Annotated in this window: 18 protein-coding genes; 11 read left to right on the forward strand and 7 right to left on the reverse strand. The window is 37.2% G+C overall.

All coding sequences use genetic code 11. The features are described from left to right. Positions 1–4: 4 nt before the first annotated feature. Both ric and GON26_RS01630 read left to right on the forward strand, forming a co-directional pair. Positions 5–721 (forward strand): iron-sulfur cluster repair di-iron protein, encoded by a 717-nt coding sequence (ric, locus tag GON26_RS01625; protein ID WP_056205606.1) that lies wholly within the window; start codon positions 5–7, stop codon positions 719–721. 452 nt (positions 722–1173) lie between these two features. Then, a complete protein-coding gene (locus GON26_RS01630) occupies positions 1174–1383 on the forward strand; it encodes a hypothetical protein (protein WP_160372977.1) in 210 nt (69 codons plus the stop codon). Positions 1384–1632: 249 nt separating this feature from the next. On the opposite strand, the gene GON26_RS01635 is transcribed toward GON26_RS01630, so the two are convergent. Both GON26_RS01635 and cas9 read right to left on the reverse strand, forming a co-directional pair. Further along, entirely contained in the window at positions 1633–1887 is a 255-nt protein-coding gene (locus GON26_RS01635; protein ID WP_160372978.1) for a hypothetical protein, read from the reverse strand. Between the two features lie 1231 nt (positions 1888–3118). After that, the gene (gene cas9 / locus GON26_RS01640) at positions 3119–7459 is read right to left on the reverse strand and encodes a type II CRISPR RNA-guided endonuclease Cas9 (protein ID WP_160372979.1); all 4341 of its coding nucleotides are present in this window, start codon (positions 7457–7459) and stop codon (positions 3119–3121) included. Between the two features lie 540 nt (positions 7460–7999). On the opposite strand from cas9, the gene GON26_RS01645 reads away from it, so the two are divergent. Beyond that, the gene (locus GON26_RS01645; protein ID WP_160372980.1) at positions 8000–8215 is read left to right on the forward strand and encodes a hypothetical protein; all 216 of its coding nucleotides are present in this window, start codon (positions 8000–8002) and stop codon (positions 8213–8215) included. A 193-nt stretch (positions 8216–8408) separates the two neighbouring features. On the opposite strand, the gene GON26_RS01650 is transcribed toward GON26_RS01645, so the two are convergent. The 3 genes from GON26_RS01650 to GON26_RS01660 are packed head-to-tail and all read right to left on the reverse strand — an operon-like array spanning position 8409 to position 9858. Beyond that, complete coding sequence (locus GON26_RS01650) at positions 8409–8939, reverse strand: hypothetical protein (protein ID WP_160372981.1); 531 nt, start codon at positions 8937–8939, stop codon at positions 8409–8411. Continuing rightward, positions 8917–9384: a hypothetical protein gene (locus tag GON26_RS01655; protein ID WP_160372982.1), complete on the reverse strand. Its 468-nt coding sequence runs from the start codon at positions 9382–9384 to the stop codon at positions 8917–8919. The genes GON26_RS01650 and GON26_RS01655 overlap by 23 nt, the downstream gene beginning before the upstream one ends. A 3-nt stretch (positions 9385–9387) precedes the next feature. Continuing rightward, on the reverse strand, positions 9388–9858 hold the full coding sequence (locus tag GON26_RS01660) for a hypothetical protein (protein WP_160372983.1): 471 nt from the start codon (positions 9856–9858) through the stop codon (positions 9388–9390). 325 nt (positions 9859–10183) lie between these two features. Here GON26_RS01660 and GON26_RS01665 point away from each other — a divergent pair, with 325 nt between their 5' ends. The 3 genes from GON26_RS01665 to GON26_RS01675 all read left to right on the forward strand — a co-directional run bounded on the left by GON26_RS01665 (position 10184) and on the right by GON26_RS01675 (position 13322). Then, positions 10184–12130 (forward strand): sensor histidine kinase, encoded by a 1947-nt coding sequence (locus GON26_RS01665; RefSeq protein ID WP_230407881.1) that lies wholly within the window; start codon positions 10184–10186, stop codon positions 12128–12130. Positions 12131–12132: 2 nt separating this feature from the next. Next, entirely contained in the window at positions 12133–12873 is a 741-nt protein-coding gene (locus GON26_RS01670; protein WP_202110816.1) for a LytR/AlgR family response regulator transcription factor, read from the forward strand. A gap of 119 nt (positions 12874–12992) precedes the next feature. Then, positions 12993–13322, forward strand: a complete 330-nt coding sequence (locus GON26_RS01675; RefSeq protein ID WP_160372985.1) for a DUF4870 domain-containing protein — start codon at positions 12993–12995, stop codon at positions 13320–13322. Positions 13323–13592: 270 nt separating this feature from the next. Here GON26_RS01675 and GON26_RS01680 read toward each other — a convergent pair whose 3' ends face one another. Beyond that, the gene (locus GON26_RS01680) at positions 13593–14372 is read right to left on the reverse strand and encodes an XRE family transcriptional regulator (RefSeq protein ID WP_160372986.1); all 780 of its coding nucleotides are present in this window, start codon (positions 14370–14372) and stop codon (positions 13593–13595) included. Positions 14373–14457: 85 nt separating this feature from the next. Between GON26_RS01680 and dinB the strand changes: the two genes are divergently transcribed. The 5 genes from dinB (at position 14458) to GON26_RS01705 (ending at position 21407) form a co-directional block, all read left to right on the forward strand. Next, complete coding sequence (dinB, locus tag GON26_RS01685) at positions 14458–15639, forward strand: DNA polymerase IV (RefSeq protein WP_160372987.1); 1182 nt, start codon at positions 14458–14460, stop codon at positions 15637–15639. 3 nt (positions 15640–15642) lie between these two features. Further along, the gene (locus GON26_RS01690) at positions 15643–18696 is read left to right on the forward strand and encodes a DNA polymerase III subunit alpha (protein ID WP_160372988.1); all 3054 of its coding nucleotides are present in this window, start codon (positions 15643–15645) and stop codon (positions 18694–18696) included. A gap of 64 nt (positions 18697–18760) precedes the next feature. Then, positions 18761–20164 carry an exonuclease domain-containing protein gene (locus tag GON26_RS01695; protein WP_160372989.1) on the forward strand — a complete coding sequence of 468 codons (1404 nt, stop codon included), beginning with the start codon at positions 18761–18763 and terminating at the stop codon, positions 20162–20164. Then, positions 20151–20777: an alpha-ketoglutarate-dependent dioxygenase AlkB family protein gene (locus GON26_RS01700; protein ID WP_160372990.1), complete on the forward strand. Its 627-nt coding sequence runs from the start codon at positions 20151–20153 to the stop codon at positions 20775–20777. Before GON26_RS01695 ends, GON26_RS01700 begins: the two co-directional genes overlap by 14 nt. A gap of 168 nt (positions 20778–20945) precedes the next feature. After that, positions 20946–21407 carry a DUF1810 domain-containing protein gene (locus tag GON26_RS01705; RefSeq protein ID WP_160372991.1) on the forward strand — a complete coding sequence of 154 codons (462 nt, stop codon included), beginning with the start codon at positions 20946–20948 and terminating at the stop codon, positions 21405–21407. 232 nt (positions 21408–21639) lie between these two features. Here the strand turns inward: GON26_RS01705 and GON26_RS01710 are convergent, their stop codons facing one another. Continuing rightward, positions 21640–22587 (reverse strand): hypothetical protein, encoded by a 948-nt coding sequence (locus GON26_RS01710; protein WP_160372992.1) that lies wholly within the window; start codon positions 22585–22587, stop codon positions 21640–21642. Positions 22588–22758 lie beyond the last annotated feature (171 nt).

Below are 22758 nucleotides of genomic sequence, written 5' to 3' on the forward strand. Positions count from 1 at the left end.
TCCTATGAAAACAACAAACAAAACCACAATTGGCGAAATCGCAGCTGATGATTTTAGGACGGCAGCAATTTTTTCAAAATATAGCATTGATTTTTGTTATAAAGGTCATCGTACCTTAAAAGAAGCCTGCAAAAAACGAGGCATTGAGGAGTCTCTTTTAATTGAGGAGCTTGATCGTGCAACAAATAATTCGGCCAACCAATCTTTTAATTATAAATCATGGTCATCGGATCTGTTGGCAGACTATATAGAAAAAACACATCATCGATATGTGGCTGAAAAAACACCCGTGTTGCTTAAATTATTAAATGAATTATGTACTCTTCATGGTGAAACATATCCTGACCTCTTTGAAATTAATACTTTATTTACTGAATCTGCCTTAGATCTCTCTGCTAATATGAGAAAAAAAGAACAGATCCTTTTTCCTTTTATAAAAAAAATAAATGAGGCGCATGCGAAAGGATTATTTTTAGAGATAGCACACTTTGGAACTCTTGAAAATCAAATACTTTTAATTAAAGAAGAACATGATACAGTAGGACAACGCTTTAAAAAAATTGCTGCATTAACCAAAAATTATACCGCTCCAGCAGATACCTGCAATACTTATAAAGTAACTTTTGCAATGCTTAAAGAATTTGAACGTGACCTGCACAAGCATATTCATCTTGAGAATAATATTTTATTTCCAAAATCCGTAGCACTTGAAAAAGCTTAGATAAAGTTCTTTAAATTATTAGTTTTATCACACAATCGTTGCACATACTATTCTGAAAAATAATATTCCTTCTAAATCAATTACTAAATCTTAAGGTTAGAATTCGCAGCTCTCCTATTAAAGATTAGATACGAATTCCATCAATCCCCAACGGGACATCCAAACCAAATTCATAAAGCCAATGAAAGACAGCCTCTACTTCCAGTAAGCCAATCTCTTCAAATCCTCCATAAAATGGTGCGTGATTTGTCCTTTTGGGGTCACTCTACAGGACAAAAAAACCGTTGTTTTTTAAATAAAATAAGCTTACCATTCCGAAATAATCAAAGAAAAATTATAATCGCTCAATTCAATTTATTACTTTAACTAAGTAAATACAACCAGAACACAAAAAGCTGTAAAACAAACAATTGACCAAAATTTATTATCTTTATCTTAAAAACATTTTGGTCATGGAATTTGGAGAATATGAATATACAGGAAGAATTACGCCTCTTGAAGCTCAAAAAATGCCTAATGATGAAGGAATGAATGTTACTTTGGAAGAAGCTACCGAAATTTTAAAATTTCTAGCTAAAATGGCAGATGTAACTGTACGGAAATTTTTTAAACGAAATAAGAAGATATATAACCAATTTAGGTTTTGTAGCAATCGATTTTAATATTTAAAATCTCAATTATAGTAATTATAGAGCACATCGATTCGAAACTTTATTAGCATAAAAAGCTCATAGTATTATTACTTTAAGTTTTGTGGCAAAATCGTGGCACATGATGTTTTATAAAAAATAAAACTCATTAAAATCAACACCCAAGAAGTTTAAGTTCGAAACATTACTAAATGATATTCTTTTTTAATAATGCAAACAAAGAAAATTAAAGATATCAAAACAAAGTTAAATAAGCTCTTTTTAACTAATCTTAATGGAACTTTCATCAGTAAGCGGGTTTAAAAATATCAGGCCATTATCTGCCAAAAATATTAAAGCGTCCAAAACGTTAGCTTGCTTTTCTCTTTCCAAGGATAAATTCTCATTATTAATATTCATCCTTTCAAAATGAGGGAGTACGGTTTTAGTCAATTCTTCCAAAGTGAAGCTCTTGTCATAATTTTGGGTAAGGGTGCACAATATCTTATTATTTAATTTTAATGATATATCCGGCATGCAGCAGTTTTAACTAAAATTACAAAAAAAATCAAGAAATAAAAATTAATTTATAAGCTGCGTTCCAAATTATCATACGCAGTATTTGACTATATGAGTTTTTGCCTTTACGATAACAGCTTTGTCCTATAATAAGTATTGAACGTCCGGCAGTACAACTATTTTCTGCATAATAGTTGTTAAACATTATACCTTCTTTCGCAGACTTTCGATAGTAGGAATTTCGTATCCTACTAAACGATGTGTGTATTCGCTAATGTTTGACTGACCGATATGGTCACCAAAAATCATCAAAATATTTGTTTTTTTTTTAGTTGCTTGTGCTTTGGCATTCTGAAAAAGGGACAAATGCTGTCGTAACTATTATAATCAATAGCATAGTAATTTTGGCAAATTTATTGAATGGTTCTTGGAGGATTGTTCTCATAATTTCAGCTTTTATAGATGTTTTTTTATATCATTTGCTCTTTATTCTTACTTAAAAAGCAATCGAAATTACGATTAACTATTGTCAATAATTTCAGAACTTTGTTGCAAATTTTAATTTGGAACCGATTTAATTTCAATTATATAAATCTATAAAAGAATGAAAATGTTATTTCCTGTATTGTTAATAATCATCATTCTAATTCTTGTGGCCGAATCGTGGCACAGTGTTATTTCGAAAAATAAAACCAGCAAAATGAATGCTTAAGAAGTTTAGGTTCGAATGTGCAGCTGATAGCTTTAAAATAGTACTTGCCAAGACCTCCTTTAAAATTTAATATATTTATATTAAACTGCTCTTGTTTTATCCATTGTAGCTTTTTTTACTTTTTTGCCAGCCTCTATGCCAGTCAGTCTATAAGGATTCTGGCAATAATGCTGTTTTTCTTCAGGAAAAAGAATCGTATAAGAGCAGCCAATCATACAGCAAATTTCCGACAATCTAAGCCGCTCCAGATCTTAAGTTAACCTTACTTTCCAACAAAAAATGCCGCAATTATGGATTATAAAACCATGAAAGCGGCATTTTTTAAAGTAATCCAAAGTAATTCTTCTTTCTGATGAAAAAAGCGCCTCGATACCTTAATTTCTAATCATTAATCAAACCACAATATTTACTAGCTCAACATTTCATAGCACAAAAGTGCTAATTCTATTTTAATCAACCCTAAATGTAAATCACTAAAAATCAAATATAAGCCTGTTTTATTTATAATTGCGTGATTACAAAGTTATTCAATATAATTTAAATTTTTACAATTTTCCCTGAAGCTAAGACTTTAAAATCTATTCCTTCAACAAATGCAGAAAACTGGATATGATTCATATTTCTTATCGGTTTATATTCCCCCAATCTAAAACCGCCAGCTGGTTTAAAATTTTCTTTTATGATCTCATCGAAACCTCTAGCTTCATTAAAACATCTTAGTATAATTTTACCATACACAAACTCTTTATTTTTATATTTCCTGCGTTGAATGGTCAGTCCTTCGATAGTATAAATTCTTCCTGCAAAATCAGTAATTTCTAATACATTCTTGGGGTTTTCCCTTTCATCATCATAAAAAACAACCTGAAGTCCCCTTTTTAAAACCACATCCCTATTATTACGTCTGGCAACAGGAATTAGTCTTTTACCACCTTTGACCTGCTTTTCCTTTCTAAGTGGGTAATCGCCCAATCCTTGTTTTTTGAACTTTGCCAGACTAAAATTATTAATCAGCTCAAATTCTTTTATGTCGTCTGTTTCATATAGAACCATAGCATAATTTCTATTATTTTGCCCGTACACTTTTTGCTTATGCTCGTGTGGTGATTTTGACAAAACACTATGTTCTCTTATCTCTAAAGGATTTTTTACCGCATTAGCATAAAGCCTTACTTTATTGATTGCAATTCCCTTTTCCTTATTCATCCATACTTTACTATTTGGAGCTAACTTGTTTTTTTGTTGCTGATTTGAAGATAAGAGCAGTACTTTATTCTCAATGGCCTGCTTTACCTTTTCTTTTACAACATGGTCAACAATAGACTCCACATCCGCTGCTTTAATGCTTAGCAAATCTTTCCGGATAACATAGTATATTTGATCATGATTCAACGGGTTTTTGATAGCTCCGTAAAAATGTTCCTGGTGCAGACTCCCACGAATGGTATCCCCTTGCTGAAATCTGGGAACTTTCTCTTGACTCTTATCTAATTTATAAACTATCTTTTGATTGCTGTCCTTTTTAACAGCACGCCTGCCCTGTGGGTCAATTTCCATTTCTGCAACAAATTGCTTTTTTCCCCTGATTCTGATAATTTTTTTTGATTGCTTTTTTACATTATCTGGTCTATGATGTGAAATCTGAATCTCATGCTCAATTTTCTTCAGGTCCTCAGTAAAATTCTTCCACGGTCTGCACTGTGCTAATAGTGTTTTTGCTTCTTCAATATACTCCTTCTCCTCTAAATCCCAGGCCGAGAATAACATTTTATACTTATCTCTTGTCATACAAGCAACTATAATGGCATCAATAGCACAATGAGAATGCTTCCTTAAATCATTTTTTTGATAATTTTCCTCCATTTTCCAAATTTTTCGGAATTCATCAACCAGTGCAACTTGGACAACCTCAACTCTCTCAAAATAAGATTTTAAATAAGATTGAATATGTTTACTTATATTTCCTGTCTCAAGGCTCTTGCCGTTTTTAAATGCTGATTTATTTTCAGTCCAAAAAAACCGCTCGAATTTTGCTTGTAAGTAATCTCTTTTTAAAGATAAATAGTGCCTTCTTCTAATTTTTGAGTCCCTTGCTTCCCTGCTTGCCGCTGCTTTTACAGAACAGTTGAGTGCTTCAATATCTTTGCTCAGCTTATCAGCTTCTTCTTTCCAATGAACTATCCTTGAGCCTATTTCGGGCTTACTACTCAACTGTGTAAAGATTTCACTTCTTTTAGTATCCCTTTTGAATTCTTTACTGCAAAGAGTCATATTCCTTTGGGAGTTATCCCTTGAAATACTCCTTGGTATCGTATAAAAAATATTATATCGTGGATGCTCTCCCACTATATCGCAGATACTGATCTCTTTGTTACCCTCATATATTTCAGCCTTATTTTGTTCTACCCACAATTGATAACGCAGCACGTCACTATCAGTAGGACTTAAACCCTCTTTACCCTGTGTTGCATAAAGTTTGCCGATTTGCTCCCGCGCTTCTTGTCTTTTCTTTTTTAATTCATTTTGATAATCCAGGATTGCCTTTCTTTTGTTGGCATCACTGAGTTCAGGAGCCATATTGATGTGAATTTTAGTCGTTGGATCAATTTGCCCTTCACGAATTAAAGTATTGAGCAACGCTCGCAATTGATGCAGGGTTCGCATTGCCATAGGATTTTTTACTGAGTCTATCACAGGACTCCCCAATAGCGCTATTTTATTTCCAAACTCATCTTTTATTATTTTGTTTTTGAAAGTCTTCACATTTGATGGATTATAAAGCAAGTTTAACCGTCTTTCACTTGAACACAATTTTAACTGTTCTTCATTATCTCCAGCTAAGAATGCCATCACTTTCTCCATTAAGCTCTTGGTTTTGATCAAATCATTCCCTTTTAACTGATCAATGAAAATGGGAAGCAGTTTATTTAAAATAGTATTTTTATCTTCACGGGCATTATATCTGAAAAATGAAACCAATTTAGCATTTAAAGCGCTTTTATACCCCGTCTCAGCGACTTGCGAATACTCAATACCGTTTGCTTTATATTCTTTTATCAAAGAATTCATAGCCTCTACCAAACCATTTTCACTGGTATGGTTTTCAATAACAAAACCTATTTTATCCTGAATGAATTTCCTTTTAACCGGATCGTCCCATATCGTCCCATCGACAATATTCGAAACATTGCCCATCAGTACGGCATGGGAATGCTGCAGACCTTGCTTTAAATAAGGAAGTATTTTATCAATAGCATTAAGGCTTAAGTTTCCGTACTCTCTTCTAAATTTAATACTGCTGAATGCTTTTGCACTAGGCAAATCCAGGCCTAGTTTATTTTTTGCATATTCAAACAAATAAACATTAGAAGTAGCAACACTGAGCATGTGCCATAAATCACCATAATTGACCGATCTGCAAACTTCCAAACCATTTGAGTTTAGAGCCGTATAGGTGAATGTTTTTATTTTCCAATTCTCTCCTATTGCTTTTTTCAGGGAAGCCGAAACAGGACAGCCCATAACGGTATGCCTTGGATTATAATTGAACAAGTAATCAAATTCCTCTCTTGAGGATGATTTATAAAATTCTGAAGTTGCCTCTTTGGGTATTAGCTCTTTTGCTAAATCTTCAAAGACGAAAGTATTTTTCTTTCGCAAAAATTTAGGTATCAGACGCAGTTTTTCATCTAGAGTGAGATATCGCAATGTCTTTTCTGATGACCTTCCATACTTAATGGTATTCAAAAAGTTCCACATCCGGTACTCTTCAAAATCAGGATGGGAAGCAGCACAACGCGATTTATTTTTTTCCAATGGGCATTTTCCTGCAGTACCCTTTTCAAATTTTAAAGGACGCTGAAAAAAAATGGCTTTATATAAATCTCTGGCTAGTCCAGCATATCTTTTTTCTGGCAACTGCTCACTCTGGTCAATATTTTGAATTCCCTGAACCCTACAAAGTATCTCAAACTCTTTCAAATAATGCTCCTCTCTGGCTGTATATTTCTTTCTTATTCTCTCTTTGCTGTATAAGCTAAAGAGATATTGTCCCAAAGTGGAAAAATTGCCATCACTCATTGCTTGCGAAATTTTTCCTATTTCCTTTTTTATTAATCCTAAATCTTCTTGCCTGTAAAGTCGGAGAATCACTTCTTGCTTTGCTTTACTAAGATTATCTTGATTTTCTACTAGAATAGTTCTAAGCGAATTATATAAGATTTTTAGTTTGGTGTCTCCCTGGTCCAGATTTTTTTTTAAACCATCTTTGTTATTCTCTGCAATGATTCCAAGATTAAAAAAATAGTCTTTTAGTTCACAAAGAAGCTCCGCTGTTGAATTTACTTCTTCAACTATAGACTCAATAATCGGACTGTGTTCTTCTAATATTCCCTGCCCAGACTGATCCGTTTTATTACTTAAAAATCCGCGTCTTTGCGTAATATGATAAAACGCTCTTCCGAGTTCCAATAAGGTTACTTTCTCCCTACTGGCCATGTCCCTGAAATAATAAGGATTAAGGTTTTTCTGCTCATCAGTTCGAAGCCATTTCAAAAAAGCTGGATTAAGCGGGTATTTTTTAAATCCTGACTTTTTCCATCCTTCGACTTCATCAACAGTTAAGGGACACATTTTATTTATAGAAAGTACTTTTAAGGTGTAATACTTTCTGAGTTTTCTTCTGTATTTTATTTTTCTGGCACTTCTGTATGCAGTGCGCTCACTAGCTCGTGAACTCTCAATTCCTTTTTCAGACTTCACTCCCGCAGTAAATACTCTTACCCCCTTATCCACAAGAGTAAACTCACTGCTGCCCTGCTTCACAATAGCCCATCCAATGCGGTTTGTTTCTAAATCTAATCCTAATATTTTTTCCATAGTGACTACATTTTTAGAAAAACTTCAAAAAGACAAATGACTTCTTTTGGGTTTATTTTTTTTCTATATCTTTACAATAGATTAAATTTTCTAATCTTTTAATCTTATCACAATAAGGCTATATGCCGTAGATGAAAATCTTTAGTCCTGCTTCGGTGGGACTTTTTTATTTTTTTTGTAATGATTCAAATCTTGAAAGCATTATACCACTATTTTCCAAACCCTTTGGAATCCAAAAGCGGTATAATAAAAATAGCAAGTAAAAATTAGATAGTAAAACAAAACGTCAAATCTTTCATCATCATTTTCATTTATTCAATAACCCTAAGACAAAATACAATTTTTAAGCATCAGTTTTCAAAAATAATCGCAAAAGAAAAAGGATTAAAAGCGGAACAAGGCTGAACCCTTAAAGCAACTTTTGAAATTGAACAACTCTTGAATGAGTTTCGAAAAGTTTCTTTTAACACGCCCAAAAATAATTCTTTATTTTTGCAGTTTATACAGGGATTGAAACAATAACTGCTGCCATGCTTTACTATGAAGAAATTTGAAATAAAAAAAAAGTTACCTAACAGCTGGATTTTATCACACCATGAGTTTCCTAAATTTACCTGTGAATTTGAGAATGGAAAATTTAATTTAAGTAGGACGCTAATGGGGCTGGATGATCCGCTGGGAAACCATACAGAAGTCAAACTGCTTCAAAAAATGGAACAGTGGCTGCTGCGTTATCATAAAGATAAAATGATCTAGTATCTCTTAAAAAAATAATAGATCAGTACTTCTTTATAGCTTAATCCTTTCATCGGCAAGTATGCTACTGCTTAGTGCCTGCAACATAATAGACCTCGGATAGGAATGTCCTTTCGTATTCATTTTTGACTGGATTAAATTCCTAAGATAAAAGTTATTCTCAGATGCGACAGAAGCTTTAACTTTCATATTATTAAGTGTTTTTGATTTGAGTATTTTTTAAAACTGAATCTTGTAATTTTTCAATTTTCATCAAGATAAAATCTTCATAAGCCTGTTGCTTTATTTCGCATTTTTTACCCGCACTAAAACCTTCACTTATAATATAACTTTTTATAAATTGCCTTTTTTTAGCACCCAAGGCATAATACGAACTTCCCATTTCTGAATGAATGAAAATAACGATTTCTTCCAGTTTCATGATTTTTGTTTTTGCTCTCAATGGACTGCTTTTGTAAACCGCATTTTCATTGGCATCAAAAGTGTAACGGATTTTGCTTCCTATTTGTATATCATACCAACTATGCAGCACAAAATATCCCATTAAAATATAAATTGCCCATCGCATCGCTTGATCAAGACAATTACCAAAAAACAATAATAGCAAAATACCGGCAAGGATACCCGCCAAAAACCACCATGACATAGCAAGTGTTGGCTTTTTGGGACAAAAAGAAAAGGTATTGGCTGTTTCCTGAATGTTATATTTTTCCTGAATTTTCATCTTCTTTTATGATTTCCTGAATTTCATTAAGTAAATTTTGTATGGCTCTGGTAGTGAATCCCTGAGCAATTCCGGTACACTGTTCTTTCCCTTTTTTTAAATAATAAAGATTCAGTGAGACATTTATGGTAACGAAATACTGTTTGATTCTAACCACTTCAAAATTGACAAAATCACTCAATGGAATTTGAACCGGAGCAATAATCAAAGCATTTTTGATTAGGATAACTCTTTGGTTCATATCTATTATAACGTGGTTTATAAAGAGTGAAATCAGGCATAAAACTGTCAGAATTCCAAAAATCCAGATCATCGCTGAATTTTTCATCCATATGCCGGCAAAAGTAAAAGCTGCCATTCCGAAAACTACAATCAGACCAAAACCATATTGCCTTTTCATAACATACTGATTTCCTTTTTTTGTGAATTTTTGCAAAGCTTCCATAAATTATTCAATATTTACTCCATCAATAATTAATGTCGTACACATAATTGACATGTAGGCACTGGTGTAATCTGCGGTAATCTGATCGCTTAAAGAATCTATGTTTGCTTTTGTAAATTCTAATTTTCTCGAAGGCATTTTCCCATAAGAATCTACCATAGTGATTTGGCCGTCGAGTCCGTTTTTATTTGCCAGAAAGGCTTTTAACAAGGCAATATTCGGCTTTTCAAAATCTATAGATAAATAATAATTTTTTGTCTGCGCCTTCTTTTCCGTACCATCAGTTGCAGTACCATTGTTGGTAGAAGTAGTAAAGGAGAATGTTGCAGTCCGCACCGGGGCAATAATAGTTTTATTGCCGTCTTTTACGGTAATTTCTATCTTGACACGTTTGTCTTCCAGCTGCTGTCCGTAAGTCAGTCCAGTCAAAAAACAAAAGGCGATTATCACTAATGTAAACTTTTTCGTATTCATAATTTAGGATTTTTAAAAAAAAATATTTACAGCAAGATTACTCTATACATCAAATTACTACAATCGGGAATTGGCAAATGGTGTGTTTAGATTTTTATTTGGTCAGCAAGAAATGATATTCGTAAAATGTTGGTTTTAGAATGTTTTAAAACCATGCTTAGATACCATTTAAAATAAATATTTCAGCCTAAAAATGTTTGGTCAGTAATCATACTATTTGTACTTTTCCCCGGTAATATTACTATTTATGCGCTCCACTTCTATCATTTTGCCATTTAAAACCAACCCTTTAAGATTTGTTATTTCACTATTACCTTTTCTTTTTTTGGCTTTTACAGCCCATGCCCAAAAAGCATCTTCGATTGAAAAAATGGCGGCTTATGGATATTCCAAACGTTTCACTGATACCTCTTCATCCAAAAAAATGCAGCAGCTTGCATTAGATCTGGCAAAAAAGAAAAATAATATCGAAGACAAGATTATTTGCTATTCTTATTTAGCTTTAACCCAGAGGCGATTACTTCACTTAAAAGAGTTTTCACACTATGCTGACAGTGCCTATTATTTATCAGGAAAGACCAATAAAATACGACCAAAGGCTTATGCATTCCTGGCCATGGGAACATTAAAATCGTATATTGACCAAAAACAGCAGGCCATAGAATATCTTCTGGCTTCTTACAAACTTTTTGAAAAAGCAGCTGCACACGATCAGTGCGCAAAAATCGCTTCGGATATATCGTATCTTTTTTCCCCTGCTTCACCAATAAAAGTCGAAAAATATGCACGGGAAGCCCTGAACCACGCTTCCAAAGCTGGTGATAATGAAAGTATTTTGCATGCCAGACTTGCTTTTGGAAGTTATTTAACGGATAATCTTGAAAAGGAAAACACAGCAAAGTGGCAACAGGCATTAGTTTTTTTTAACACAACGGTTATTTTAGCCGAAAAAAATGCCAGTACTATTATCAGTAAAAGCAATATTGGAATTGCTTATATCAATCTGGCAGACCTTTATTCGAAAGGACCAAAACCTATTGACGAGAAATCGTTTTTAAAAAATCTTGAAAAAGCAACCGTGATTGCCAAACAATACAACATCAGGATTATCTACAGAAGTGCCATTGGGCTTCAGGGATTTCATTATACACAAAAAGGGGATTATACCAAGGCAGAACTTCTTTTTAGAGAAGGAATAAAATACCAGCAAAGCCTTCCATACACAGACAATTACCTTTTAGCGACTTTTTACCATTGCCTGAAAGATGTTGCTGCAAAACGAAAAGACTTTGAAGCCTATTACAGTTATGATGCAGAATACGCCAAATACAATGAGTTAAAATATGATGAATCGACTCAAAAAATATTGCAAAATGCCGATGTTAGATATGAATCTTCCAAAAAGATAGAACGCATAAAACAATTGGAACTCGAAAATGAACTGGTACAAAAGAACAAACTTTTGGGCTACGGAATTGCAGGTGTGTTACTGATTGGACTGGTATTTATGTTTCGATCGTATTATTATCGTCAGCGTTATTACCAAAACCGTGAAGATTTCCTCAAACAGGAGCAAGCCAACAGCGAACTTAAGGTACAGCTGATGGAAAAGGAAACCATAGAGAATCTGGCAGCGACACTTTCCCTGGAAAGAAGACTGCTTCGTTCTCAGATGGATCCACATTTTATTTTTAATGCCCTTGGAAATATTCAAAGCATGATTCTTCAGAAAGATACCCTTCCGGCCGTTTCTTATCTGAATAAATTTGCCAAACTCACCCGTCAGGTTTTGGAGCAGTCCCGTAAAGAAACCATTTCGCTGCAAGAAGAGATCAACACTTTAAAAAATTATATCGAACTACAGCAGCTGCGTCTTAATAATGGTTTTGAATATCGAATTCAATGCGATGATAGCGTTGAAAGGGATACGTTGATTCCGCCACTACTCATTCAGCCTTTTATAGAAAATGCTGTTGAACATGGCTTAAAACCTCAGGTAAAAGAAGTTAAGGGTTTACTAACAATTCATTTTACACAGCACACTGATGAAAAAAACCTGGTCTGCACCATTAAAGACAATGGAATTGGTCTGGCTGCTTCCCGAAAATTAAAGCTAAAAGACAATCACGAATCCTTATCTACTAAAATTACAGATGAAAGATTAAGCAAAATGCAGAAAGAAAATCCGTATGCCGGTTTTCAGGTTCTCGAACGTGATATCGCAACAGACGAATCGGGCTGTTTGGTGATTTTAAATATTCCAATATTATAAAGATGTATAAAACTATTATTATTGAAGATGAACAGCGCATAAGAGAGGCGTTGTCTATCATGCTTGAAATGACTGCTCCCGATACGATACAGATTGTAGCTTATGCCCAAAGTGTCGAAGAAGCCGTAAAACTAATCGACCGCCTGAAACCTGATTTGGTTTTTATGGACATCATGCTCAAAGACGGAACCGGTTTCGATGTCCTGCAGCAAATTACTTTTAATTCGTTTCACCTCATTTTTACAACAGCTTATGAACAGCATGCCATTAATGCTTTTAAATACAGTGCTATTGATTATCTTTTAAAACCCATAGATACGGAAGAACTTAAAACGGCTATCGAACGTATTGCTGTTTTACAGCAAAGGGTTTTAGAAAAAAAACAGCTTAATGAACTCCAGACCAACCTTAACAAAACACCTGACCGGATTATTTTACCCACACAGGAAGCAATGTATGTTGTGAGGCTGGATCAAATCATCAGATGTGAAACTTCCGGTTCGTACACGACTTTCTTTCTTATTGATGGCAGAAAAATCATGGTTTCAAAACCGTTAAAAAATTATGAAGATTTGCTCGAACCGCCGGCATTTTTCAGAATCCATCAGTCTCATTTGATAAACGTGAATTGTGTTGTGAGTTATTCCCGCGAAGGTATGGTACAGATGACTGATAAATCGTTTGTACCTATTTCAAGAGGAAAAAAAGAATCTTTTTTTAAGCTCATGAAATACGAAATGTAGTTCTGATACGCATTATCGGCTTAAAGTAACAAAATACCAACCAGAAATGACAGCTGACAAAGTATGGGTTTCGTCTTATAAACGTAATGTCTAGTTTTGACCAATAAATATAATTAACGATGAACAAAAAAAACCTATCTATCTTAAGCTACATCACTATTATTGGTTGGATTGTAGCCTTCGTAAAAAGCAAAGATTTAAACCCAAAAAGCGATTTGGTAACCTACCATTTGAAACAAGGCCTGGGAATCTTTTTAGTTTCTTTTGCAGTAAATATCATTCTGTCTATTATAGTAATGACAGTGACTTCACTTTATTTCCTGAATTACATTGGTTACGCCATTTTTATCTTATGGATTTTTGGCATCATAAATGCCGTTAACCAACAGAAGAAACCAATTCCCATAATTGGAAAAATGTTTGAAAATCAATTTGGTTTTATAAACTAATTTCAACTCCCTTTTATTGACGTTTTTTTTTTTTGAAGTAGAAAAAGATTCTCTACAATCTTAGTTTCAGGACTAGGAAATTGGGAATCTTTCTATTTTAGAAAAGGTTAAAAAATCTTCATAAGAAGCCGAATGTTTGAAATGAGCCCCGATAGAAATGGAAATCCTTTTGTGCCGGGGTTCGGTGCAAAAGATTGCTTCGCCAGTTCACTGGCGCTCGGGTGCAGCGTATAGCGGGAAAAGCTCCTTAAAAAATCTTTCCCTGATGTTTTACTTGGAACTTATGATAGAATTCTCCTTAAGCTCCAGAACTTCCCTCTTGACTTCCAGAATCAATTCCCTGAGACTCTCAGTTTCGGAGAGTTCCTGCTTTTTATCACTTCTGCCGATATTGCATTTATATTCCCATATCTCAATGATGTCCGATAGTTTGACTTCATAGTTGGGGTAAAAGGAGTTATCAGAGGCCAGAACAAGTGAATTTTGCTTGTTTTTGTTCAGGCGTTTGTACACCATACCCTCATTTTTGGTAATCAGGATATAGGTCTTTCCGTCCTGCACCTCCCCTAACCGTTCTACATATCTGCCGATAATGATACTGCCGCTTTCATGAGGAGGCATAGAATCCCCTTCTACGGGAAATCCCCTGTGTTTACCAGGCCCCAAAAAAGGAAGCGAGATTTGCTGCAGGCTTTCTATATACTCCGGATCTGCGTAACCATTGAGATAACCCGCCTTGACTTTTTGCGTGACCACCTCAATGAAATTTTCACCTGCAGCATCTACCTGTATAGGAAGTATCAGGCGGTTATTCTCTAGTTCAAGCAAATCCTGCATGTTTATTTTACGCACATCAACCGATAAGAGCAAGTCGATGCTGATATGGTAATAATGTGCAATTTTTTTTAAAATATCATACGGCGCCTCCGAGGTGCCGTCCTCGTATTTGACGTACCTGCCTCTTGTAATTTGCAGATTCTCCGCCAACTTTTCCTGTGATATTTTCTGTTTGACCCGTAAGGCTCTTATATTGTCTGAAAATAAAGACATAACATTTTTGTTACAATTTATAACAGCAAATATAGTCTTTTTTGTTACAACCTGTGCTAATTTTGTTCTTTACAAAAACAAGATCATGGCAAGGGCAATTGTACATATGGATTTGGATACTTTTTTTGTATCCTGCGAAAGACGCACCAACTCTGAATTAGAGGGAATTCCACTTATCATCGGTGGCGGTGATCGCGGAGTAGTTGCCTCTTGTTCCTATGAGGCCCGACGATTTGGAGTCCGCTCCGCCATGCCTATTCATATGGCCATAAAACTTTGTCCGCAGGCCAAAATCCTTAAAGGGGACATGGAACTATATTCCCAATTATCCCATGAGGTAACCCAGGTAATTCAGCAAAAGGCCCCTATAATGGAAAAAGCCAGTATCGATGAGTTTTACCTTGACATAACCGGAATGGACCGTTTTCACGGAAGTTATAAATGGACCAATGAACTGGCTCAGGATGTCATCAAACAAACCGGCCTGCCTATTAGTTTTGCGCTCTCTATCAATAAAACCGTTTCTAAAATAGCCACCGGGGAAGGTAAACCCAAGGGGAATCTGGAAATTGGTGAGCAGAATGTACGCGCTTTTTTAAATCCATTATCGATTCAGAAAATACCAATGGTGGGAAGTGTAACCTTCCAGCTTTTATCGAGAATAGGAATTCGTACCATCGAGACCTTATCGGAGATGCCCCCTGAGGTGCTCGGACAGATGATTGGCAAAAACGGTCTTGAGATCTGGAAAAAAGCCAATGGGATTGACCACACTCCGGTAGAACCTTACACCGAGCGTAAATCCATTTCTACCGAGCATACTTTTTCCCAGGACACCATCGATATCATCAAATTAAAATCCATACTGATGGGGATGGTAGAAAAACTGGCTTTTCAGCTTCGCTCGCAGCAGTGGCTGACCTCCACTGTAGTGGTTAAGATACGATACGCCAACTTTGACACCGAGACCAAACAATGCAAAATCGCCTATACCTCAGCCGATCACATCCTGACAAAGAATGTCACCGAACTCTTCGATAAACTCTACCAGCGCCGTATGCGCTTGCGCCTGATCGGCATACGCTTTAGTGGGCTGGTGCGTGGAACCTATCAAATTGATCTTTTTGAAGATACTCAGGAAATGCTGTCCCTCTATGCCGCTATGGATAAAATGAAAAGCCGTTATGGCTTTGATGCCGTCATGCGCTGCGCCGGAGCATCCCTTAAACCTTTTAATAAAAATGAAATTTTAAAACGCAACCTATAACCCATGTACCTTAATTGTCATTCTTTTCATTCACTGCGTTATGGCACCATTCCCCTTGAGGACCTCATCGGGCAGGCCGTATCATTTGGCGTAAAAGCAATGGCACTGACCGATATCAATACCGTAACAGGGATCTATGACTTTATAAAAGGCTGTCAACAGGTGGGCATTAAACCTCTAGTGGGTATGGAACTGCGCTCAGAACAGCAGTTACGCTATATTTCTCTGGCGAAAAATGCGCAAGGCCTTGCAGAGATGAACCGCTTTTTAACAGCGCATAATTTCAGCGGTGAACCCCTGCCTTTGCTGGCGCCTGAATTTGAGTCTGTTTTTATTATATATCCTTTGGAAAATGCGCCCGAATCGCTGCGTGAGAACGAATTTATCGGTATCGGTCCGGAAGAAGTATTGGGGCTTTTTTCTTTGGAACTCAAAAACAGGATCTCTAAAATGGTGGTTTTGCAGCCTGTGACCTTTAGGTCTAAAAGGGAATTTAACCTGCATAAGATTCTGCGTGCCATCGACACCAATATGTTGTTGTCAAAATTGACACCGGCTGATTTTTGCAAAACCACAGATAGGATGCAGCCACTGGAATCCCTATTGTCTGCCTACAGCGATTATCCCCAAATTATTGCCAATACACAGCTCATAATTGACTCCTGTGACTTTAAGTACGATTTCACAACACCAAAAAATAAAAAATTCTACACCCAGAATGCCAAGGGAGACATCGCCTTATTGACCAATTTGGCCCATGAAGGGTTGCTTTGGCGATATGGCAAAAACAATACCGAGGCCAAAGCGCGTGTCCAGAAAGAACTTCGGGTAATTGACCAGCTGCATTTCAGTGGTTATTTTTTGATTACCTGGGATATCATACGCTACAGCAACTCGCGCGGATTCATGCACATTGGCCGTGGAAGCGGCGCCAACAGCATCATTGCCTATTGCCTGGGCATAACCGATATCTGCCCGCTGGAACTCGATTTGTATTTTGAGCGTTTTTTGAATCTGAACCGTAAAAGCCCACCTGATTTTGATATCGACTGGAGCTGGAAAGAACGTGATGTCATCCTGGAATACATCTTCAATCGCTATGGCCGTGACCACGTGGCTTTTTGCGGTACCAATGTCGAATTCAAATACCGCTCCATCTTTAGGGAAGTGGGTAAGGTATTTGGCCTTCCCAAAGAAGAACTCGACATGCTGGCCAAAAATCCCATGGCACTGCACCAGGGAAATTCCATCGTAAAACTGGTACAGGAATATGGTATGCTACTGGAGAAATATCCCAATCAGCGCAGTATGCACTCCTGTGGCATTCTGATCGCTGAAGAGCCCATTACCAACTATACTCCCCTGGAGATGCCTCCCAAAGGATTTCCAATAGTGCTTTTTGATATGCACACTGCTGAGGACATCGGTTTTGAAAAATTTGACATCCTAAGCCAGCGCGGTATCGGGCATATTGATGAGAGCGTGAAACTCATCGAGAAAAACCAGGGCATCCGGATCAATATACGTGACACTTCCCTTTCTAAGAATGAGATCAGATGTAATGAGGCCCTGGCCATAGGAAAGACAATTGGCTGTTTTTATATTGAAAGCCCAGCCATGCGCGGGCTCTTGCGCCGCCTGAAGTGTGACAATTATAAAACTCTCGTTGCTGCTTCCTCCATTATACGCCCAGGAGTCGCACAGTCGGGGATGATGAAAGAATACATCTATCGCCATAACCATCCTGAGAAGTTCGAATATTTACATCCTGTCTTTGCCCAGGAGTTGGGAGAAACCTATGGTATTATGGTCTATCAGGAAGATGTGATCAAAATTGCCCTACACTACGGCGGACTCCCCGCTGCAGATGGCGATATCCTGCGCCGTGCCATGTCGGGTAAAGGGCGTTCAAAAGAAGCCCTGCAAAAAGTTAAAGACAATTTCTTTGCCTGCTGTGCCCAAAAAGGGCATCCGGTTTCCCTTAGTGAGGAAATCTACCGCCAGATTGAATCCTTTGCAGGCTATTCCTTCTGCAAGGCGCACTCCGCGTCTTATGCCGTGGAGAGCTACCAGAGTCTGTATCTCAAAGTATATTTTCCGGTGGAATTCATGGTGGCCGTAATCAATAATCAGGGTGGATTCTACAGAACCGAAGTCTATGTACATGAGGCAAGAATGGCAGGTGGAACCATTCATAATCCCTGTGTCAACAAAAGCGAATATCAAACCACACTCTACGGCACCGATATTTACCTGGGCTTTATGCACTTACAAAACCTGGAGTCCAAAATGGCTTATTTTATCGAATCGGACCGGGATAAAAATGGTGATTTTCTTTCCTTGGAAGACTTCATCAACCGCATCCCTATGGGAATTGAAGGCATTAAAATCCTTATTTTCATAGGCGCTTTTCGCTTTACTGGCAAAACCAAAAACCAGCTGCTGGTCATTGCCAGTTTGCTTTTGATTAATTTCAGACCAGAGAACAGAAACCTTATGTTGATCCAGGAACCTGTAAAAGAGTACAAACTTCCTATTTTGCAACGCTCGTTGTATGAGGATGCCTTTGATGAGATCGAATTTTTAAGCTTCCCGGTATCGTGCAGCGTTTTTGATCTTTTACAAACCAGCCATCGCGGTGATGTAATGGCCAGAGAGCTTCCCGGTTTTCATAAAAAGCAGGTACGCATGCTGGGATACCTTATATCCAGAAAACAAGTACCCACCAAAAAAGGTACCATGTATTTTGGAACCTGGATTGATAATGAGGGCTCTTATTTTGACACAGCCCATTTTCCCGATAGCCTTGCCCAACATCCTTTCCAGGGTGGCGGATGTTATCTTCTGCTGGGAAACGTAGAGGTCGATTATCATTTTCCAACCATTACCATCACCAAAATGGCAAAGATGCCTTTTATACCAGACCCACGTTATATGGATTCCAAAGATCAGTTTAAGACCCAGCAGCAAATCAAAGAAGATGTCAGCAATACGCACAGGGCACCTTATCCACAAGCGCACGAAATTAATTTGCCCAGACATCGTATGAAATTTTAAGGCAAAAGAATTTCAGACCACTAAACATAAAATAAGGGGCGAGGTTCCCGTTACAGAGATAAAGATGAAAAACATAGAATATGCTATAGTAGATATCGAAACCACCGGTGGAAACGCCAGTGGGAGCCGTATTACTGAAATCGCTATTATCATTCATGACGGCATCAATATAATCGATCGTTTTGAATCGCTTGTAAACCCTCAAAAAGACATACCGCTGCCCATTTTTGCCCTCACTGGTATTAACAATGAAATGGTCGCCGGCTCACCTATTTTCGATGCTATATCTGAGAAAGTTTTGCAAATGCTCACAGGGCGTATTTTTGTTGCCCACAACGTCAATTTTGATTATTCCTTTGTTCGCCACCAGCTCCAAGAGGCCGGATTTAAGTGGACTGCCCCAAAACTCTGTACTGTTCGAGCTGCAAGAAAAATCAGGCCCGGACTGGGATCCTACAACTTGGGAAGACTTTGCGCTTCACTGGATATCCCACTGGAGAACGCTCACCGCGCCGGGGGTGATGCCCAGGCTACTGCCCTGCTTTTTTCGAGGCTACTTCAGTGGGACCAGGATCAGGAAATAGAGAAAATGATCAAAAAAACTTCGCAGGACCAGCGCCTGCCGCCCAATCTTCCTCCTGATGATTTTAATCAATTGCCCGAGAAGCCCGGTGTCTATTACTTTTATAATGAAGTTAAAAAAGTCATCTATGTAGGAAAGGCAATTAATATAAAAAAACGGGTCGCTTCCCATTTCAGTGGTCATAAAATAAATCCCCAGAGGCAGCATTTCCTGCGTGATATCCACGGTATTTCCTTTGAGATTTGCGCCGGTGAACTAATGGCATTGCTTTTGGAATGTAGCGAAATCCAGAAACTTTGGCCCACATACAACAGAGCCCTAAAACGTTTTGAGCCCAAGTACGGTCTTTATCAGTACCAGGCGCGCAGTGGCTATAAGTATCTGGCCATTGGAAAACTAAGTAAATACCAGTCGTGCACCGAGTATTTCTACAGCATACAGGATGGAATAAATATATTGCAGAATCTGGCTCAGCAGTTCGAACTTGATTACCGCTTCTGCAAGTACGGGACGGTCCAGGAGGCTGGTTTTTTTCATACCAATAACCCTACGGACTTGCCTGATGCTATGGTTCATAACGAGCAAATCGAAAATGCAATTGCTTTTCTATTGCAGGGCAGACCCAGTTTTGCCATTATAGACAAAGGACGATCCCCTGGCGAGCGCAGTTGCATCTGGGTTGAAAATGGGCATTTTTATGGTATGGGATATATCACATCAGATCTGAGCATTACCCAGCCATCAGAGATAAAAAATCTGGTAACACGTTATAAAAGCTCGCAGTACATCATGCACCTGATACACGCCCACGCCCAGAAATATCCACGTAAAATATTCTTTAGCAATTACTTGACAAAAAAAGAACAAGACTATGACACTATTTAACGACACCGAATTATTTACCACTGGATTGCAAAGCAAAAAAATATTTGACCTCCCCGATACAGAACTCATTTTGATTGATAATTTCTTTACCAAACAGGAATCGGATCATTATTATGAGCTGTTGCTTCAGGAGACCAAATGGAGGGAATATGAAATGAAAATCTTTGATAAAACCGTTACCGCTCCCCGAATGATTGCCTGGTTTGAGGATAAAGAAAATAGTGGAATTGGAGGCAATCACACCCAGTGGAGCCCTGAATTACTATCTATACGCAAAAGGGTTGAAAATGAGGTAGGTGTTGACTTCAATGCCGTATTGCTGAATTTATACCGAAACGGCAAAGACGGGGTAGCCTGGCACAGTGACAAGGAACACAACACTGGTCAAAATCCTATTATTGCCTCGGTTACTTTTGGGGAGACCCGACTCTTCAGGCTTCGTCATAAATTCAACAAAGACATACCACAGGTAGAGATCCCTTTACATCACGGATCCTTTCTTTTAATGGCCGGGACAACCAATAGTTTTTGGCAGCATCAGGTACCCAAGACAGCCCGGGAGGTTTTACCCAGAATCAATTTGACCTTCAGAAGGGTTTACCCCAGAGGGTGACTTTTGTTTTGTTTTTGGCTAAGAATAAATGAACGTGGTCTATTGGATACCCATTGGCAGAAAATCCTTTCATCAAACGTTAAAATGCTTACACTATGACACTTTGATTGACAGCTCTATCTGTTTTTTTACTATTTTTGCAACCCTTTTTTATAAAATAATACCACAATGACTTATTCAAACAATGATTTAATGCGTTTTTTAGATGCGCAGAACAAGCTTTATCTTACTGCTTTCTCAGAGATTAAAAAAGGAAAAAAACTGACCAATTGGATGTGGTTTATTTTTCCGCAGTTAAGAGGTTTGGGAACCAGTGATCATGCCCATTATTATGGTATTGCAGATCTGAGAGAAGCCAGTGAGTTTTTAAATCATCCCATTTTGGGTAAACATCTCCTGGAGATTTCAGAACTGATACTGACTTTTCACAGAAAATCTGCAGAGGGTATTTTGGGAGAACTCGATGCCCGAAAATTATGCTCTTCCATGACGCTCTTCGCGCAGGTTGAAAATACGAATCCTGTATTTCAGGAAGTATTAAATGTTTTTTTCTCAGGTGAGCAAGACCCATTGACTTTATCCATTATTAATTCACTTATACAATCCCCTGCTGAACTGAACGTTATTTAGATAAATTGCCTCAGTTCAGTATTATTATTTTATTAAGACACCATTTTATCTTTGCTGATGTAGGATAAGTGGTGTCTTTTTTTTGAAAGCTCCTCTCAATACATCACTTTTTGTTCTGATTTTTTTTCATGTCTCCACGAATGTTATAAATACTTTGCCAAAATCAGATTGTGATCAGTTGATACAGTATCAGCCAACAAAATACATTTACCAGGTAAGTTCTTTTCTTGAGTTAAAAATCCTGATACTCTATGATATCTGTATAAACTAAAGTACCAGTGTTAGCTTGAAATATTTTGGTCTGTGTAACCTGTCCTTTTGTATTGTAGGTATATTCCATTTTCTGGTTGGCTAATAAATTCCCTGTACCGAGTTGCTTACGGATAAATGTTGTGGGGTTGTTGGGCACTGTAATTCCGGTCCCTTGCGTTTCCATTAAAATATTATGTATAACATAGTTTACATGACTACTTACTGCTCGCTGTTTATTATCGAAACCACTATAGGTATATTCTTCATCCTCTAGAGCGGCATTTACATTGTCCTTGACTACACGCTCCACATTACCTATGGCACTCAGGCGGTAATACCAGGTTTCTACCAGATCACCCGAATTAAAATATTTACATCTTCTTTCCTTGCCACCATCGGGACGATGATACCACTGGTAAATATAAGTAAGTGTATTGTTCAGAAAAAACTCCTCTTTTACCATTCCCTCTGCATTGTAGTAAAACACGTATTTCTCCGAAGGTCTGGTTGTATCATCATATTCAATTAGTCGTGTAATTTTTTCATTTTCATAGCTATAAGTTGAAGTAGTGCCCATATCTTTATCAACAAACCTTGAGGATTCTATTCTTTTTTGGTTATCATAAGTTATTGTATTTAAACCAAGTAAAGCGTTACTTGCATTCTTGCGGGTTATTCTTACAGGTAAAGAAGCAGGTGTAGCTAGTGTGGTAAATTTAAATATGCCACTTACTGTTTTTATCCCTTTGGCGTCAGCAGCTACTACTTTCCAATAATAGACAGTATTTTGTTTCAGTAAAGTCGTTGGTACAAAACTCTCAGCTGATATGCCACTTCTTAGCAAAGTGCTTGGATTGGTATTTGTATCCAGATATACACTGTAAGTAACCGCATCGCCATCCGGGTCAGTTGCCGTCTGCCAGCTCAAGGTTTGGCTTAATGCGATATTAATCGCATTGTTTCCAGGTGCAGTAAGTATAAATGCTTTTGGCGGTTGGTTATTTAATACGACCTCGTCATCTGCTGATCTGGAGCAAGATAGTAGTGAAACAAATAATAGTGGTAAAAACAGGTATCTCATTATGATGGATTTTTAAAA

It is taken from the genome of Flavobacterium hydrocarbonoxydans, from assembly GCF_009789235.1.
Lineage (GTDB): Bacteria > Bacteroidota > Bacteroidia > Flavobacteriales > Flavobacteriaceae > Flavobacterium > Flavobacterium hydrocarbonoxydans.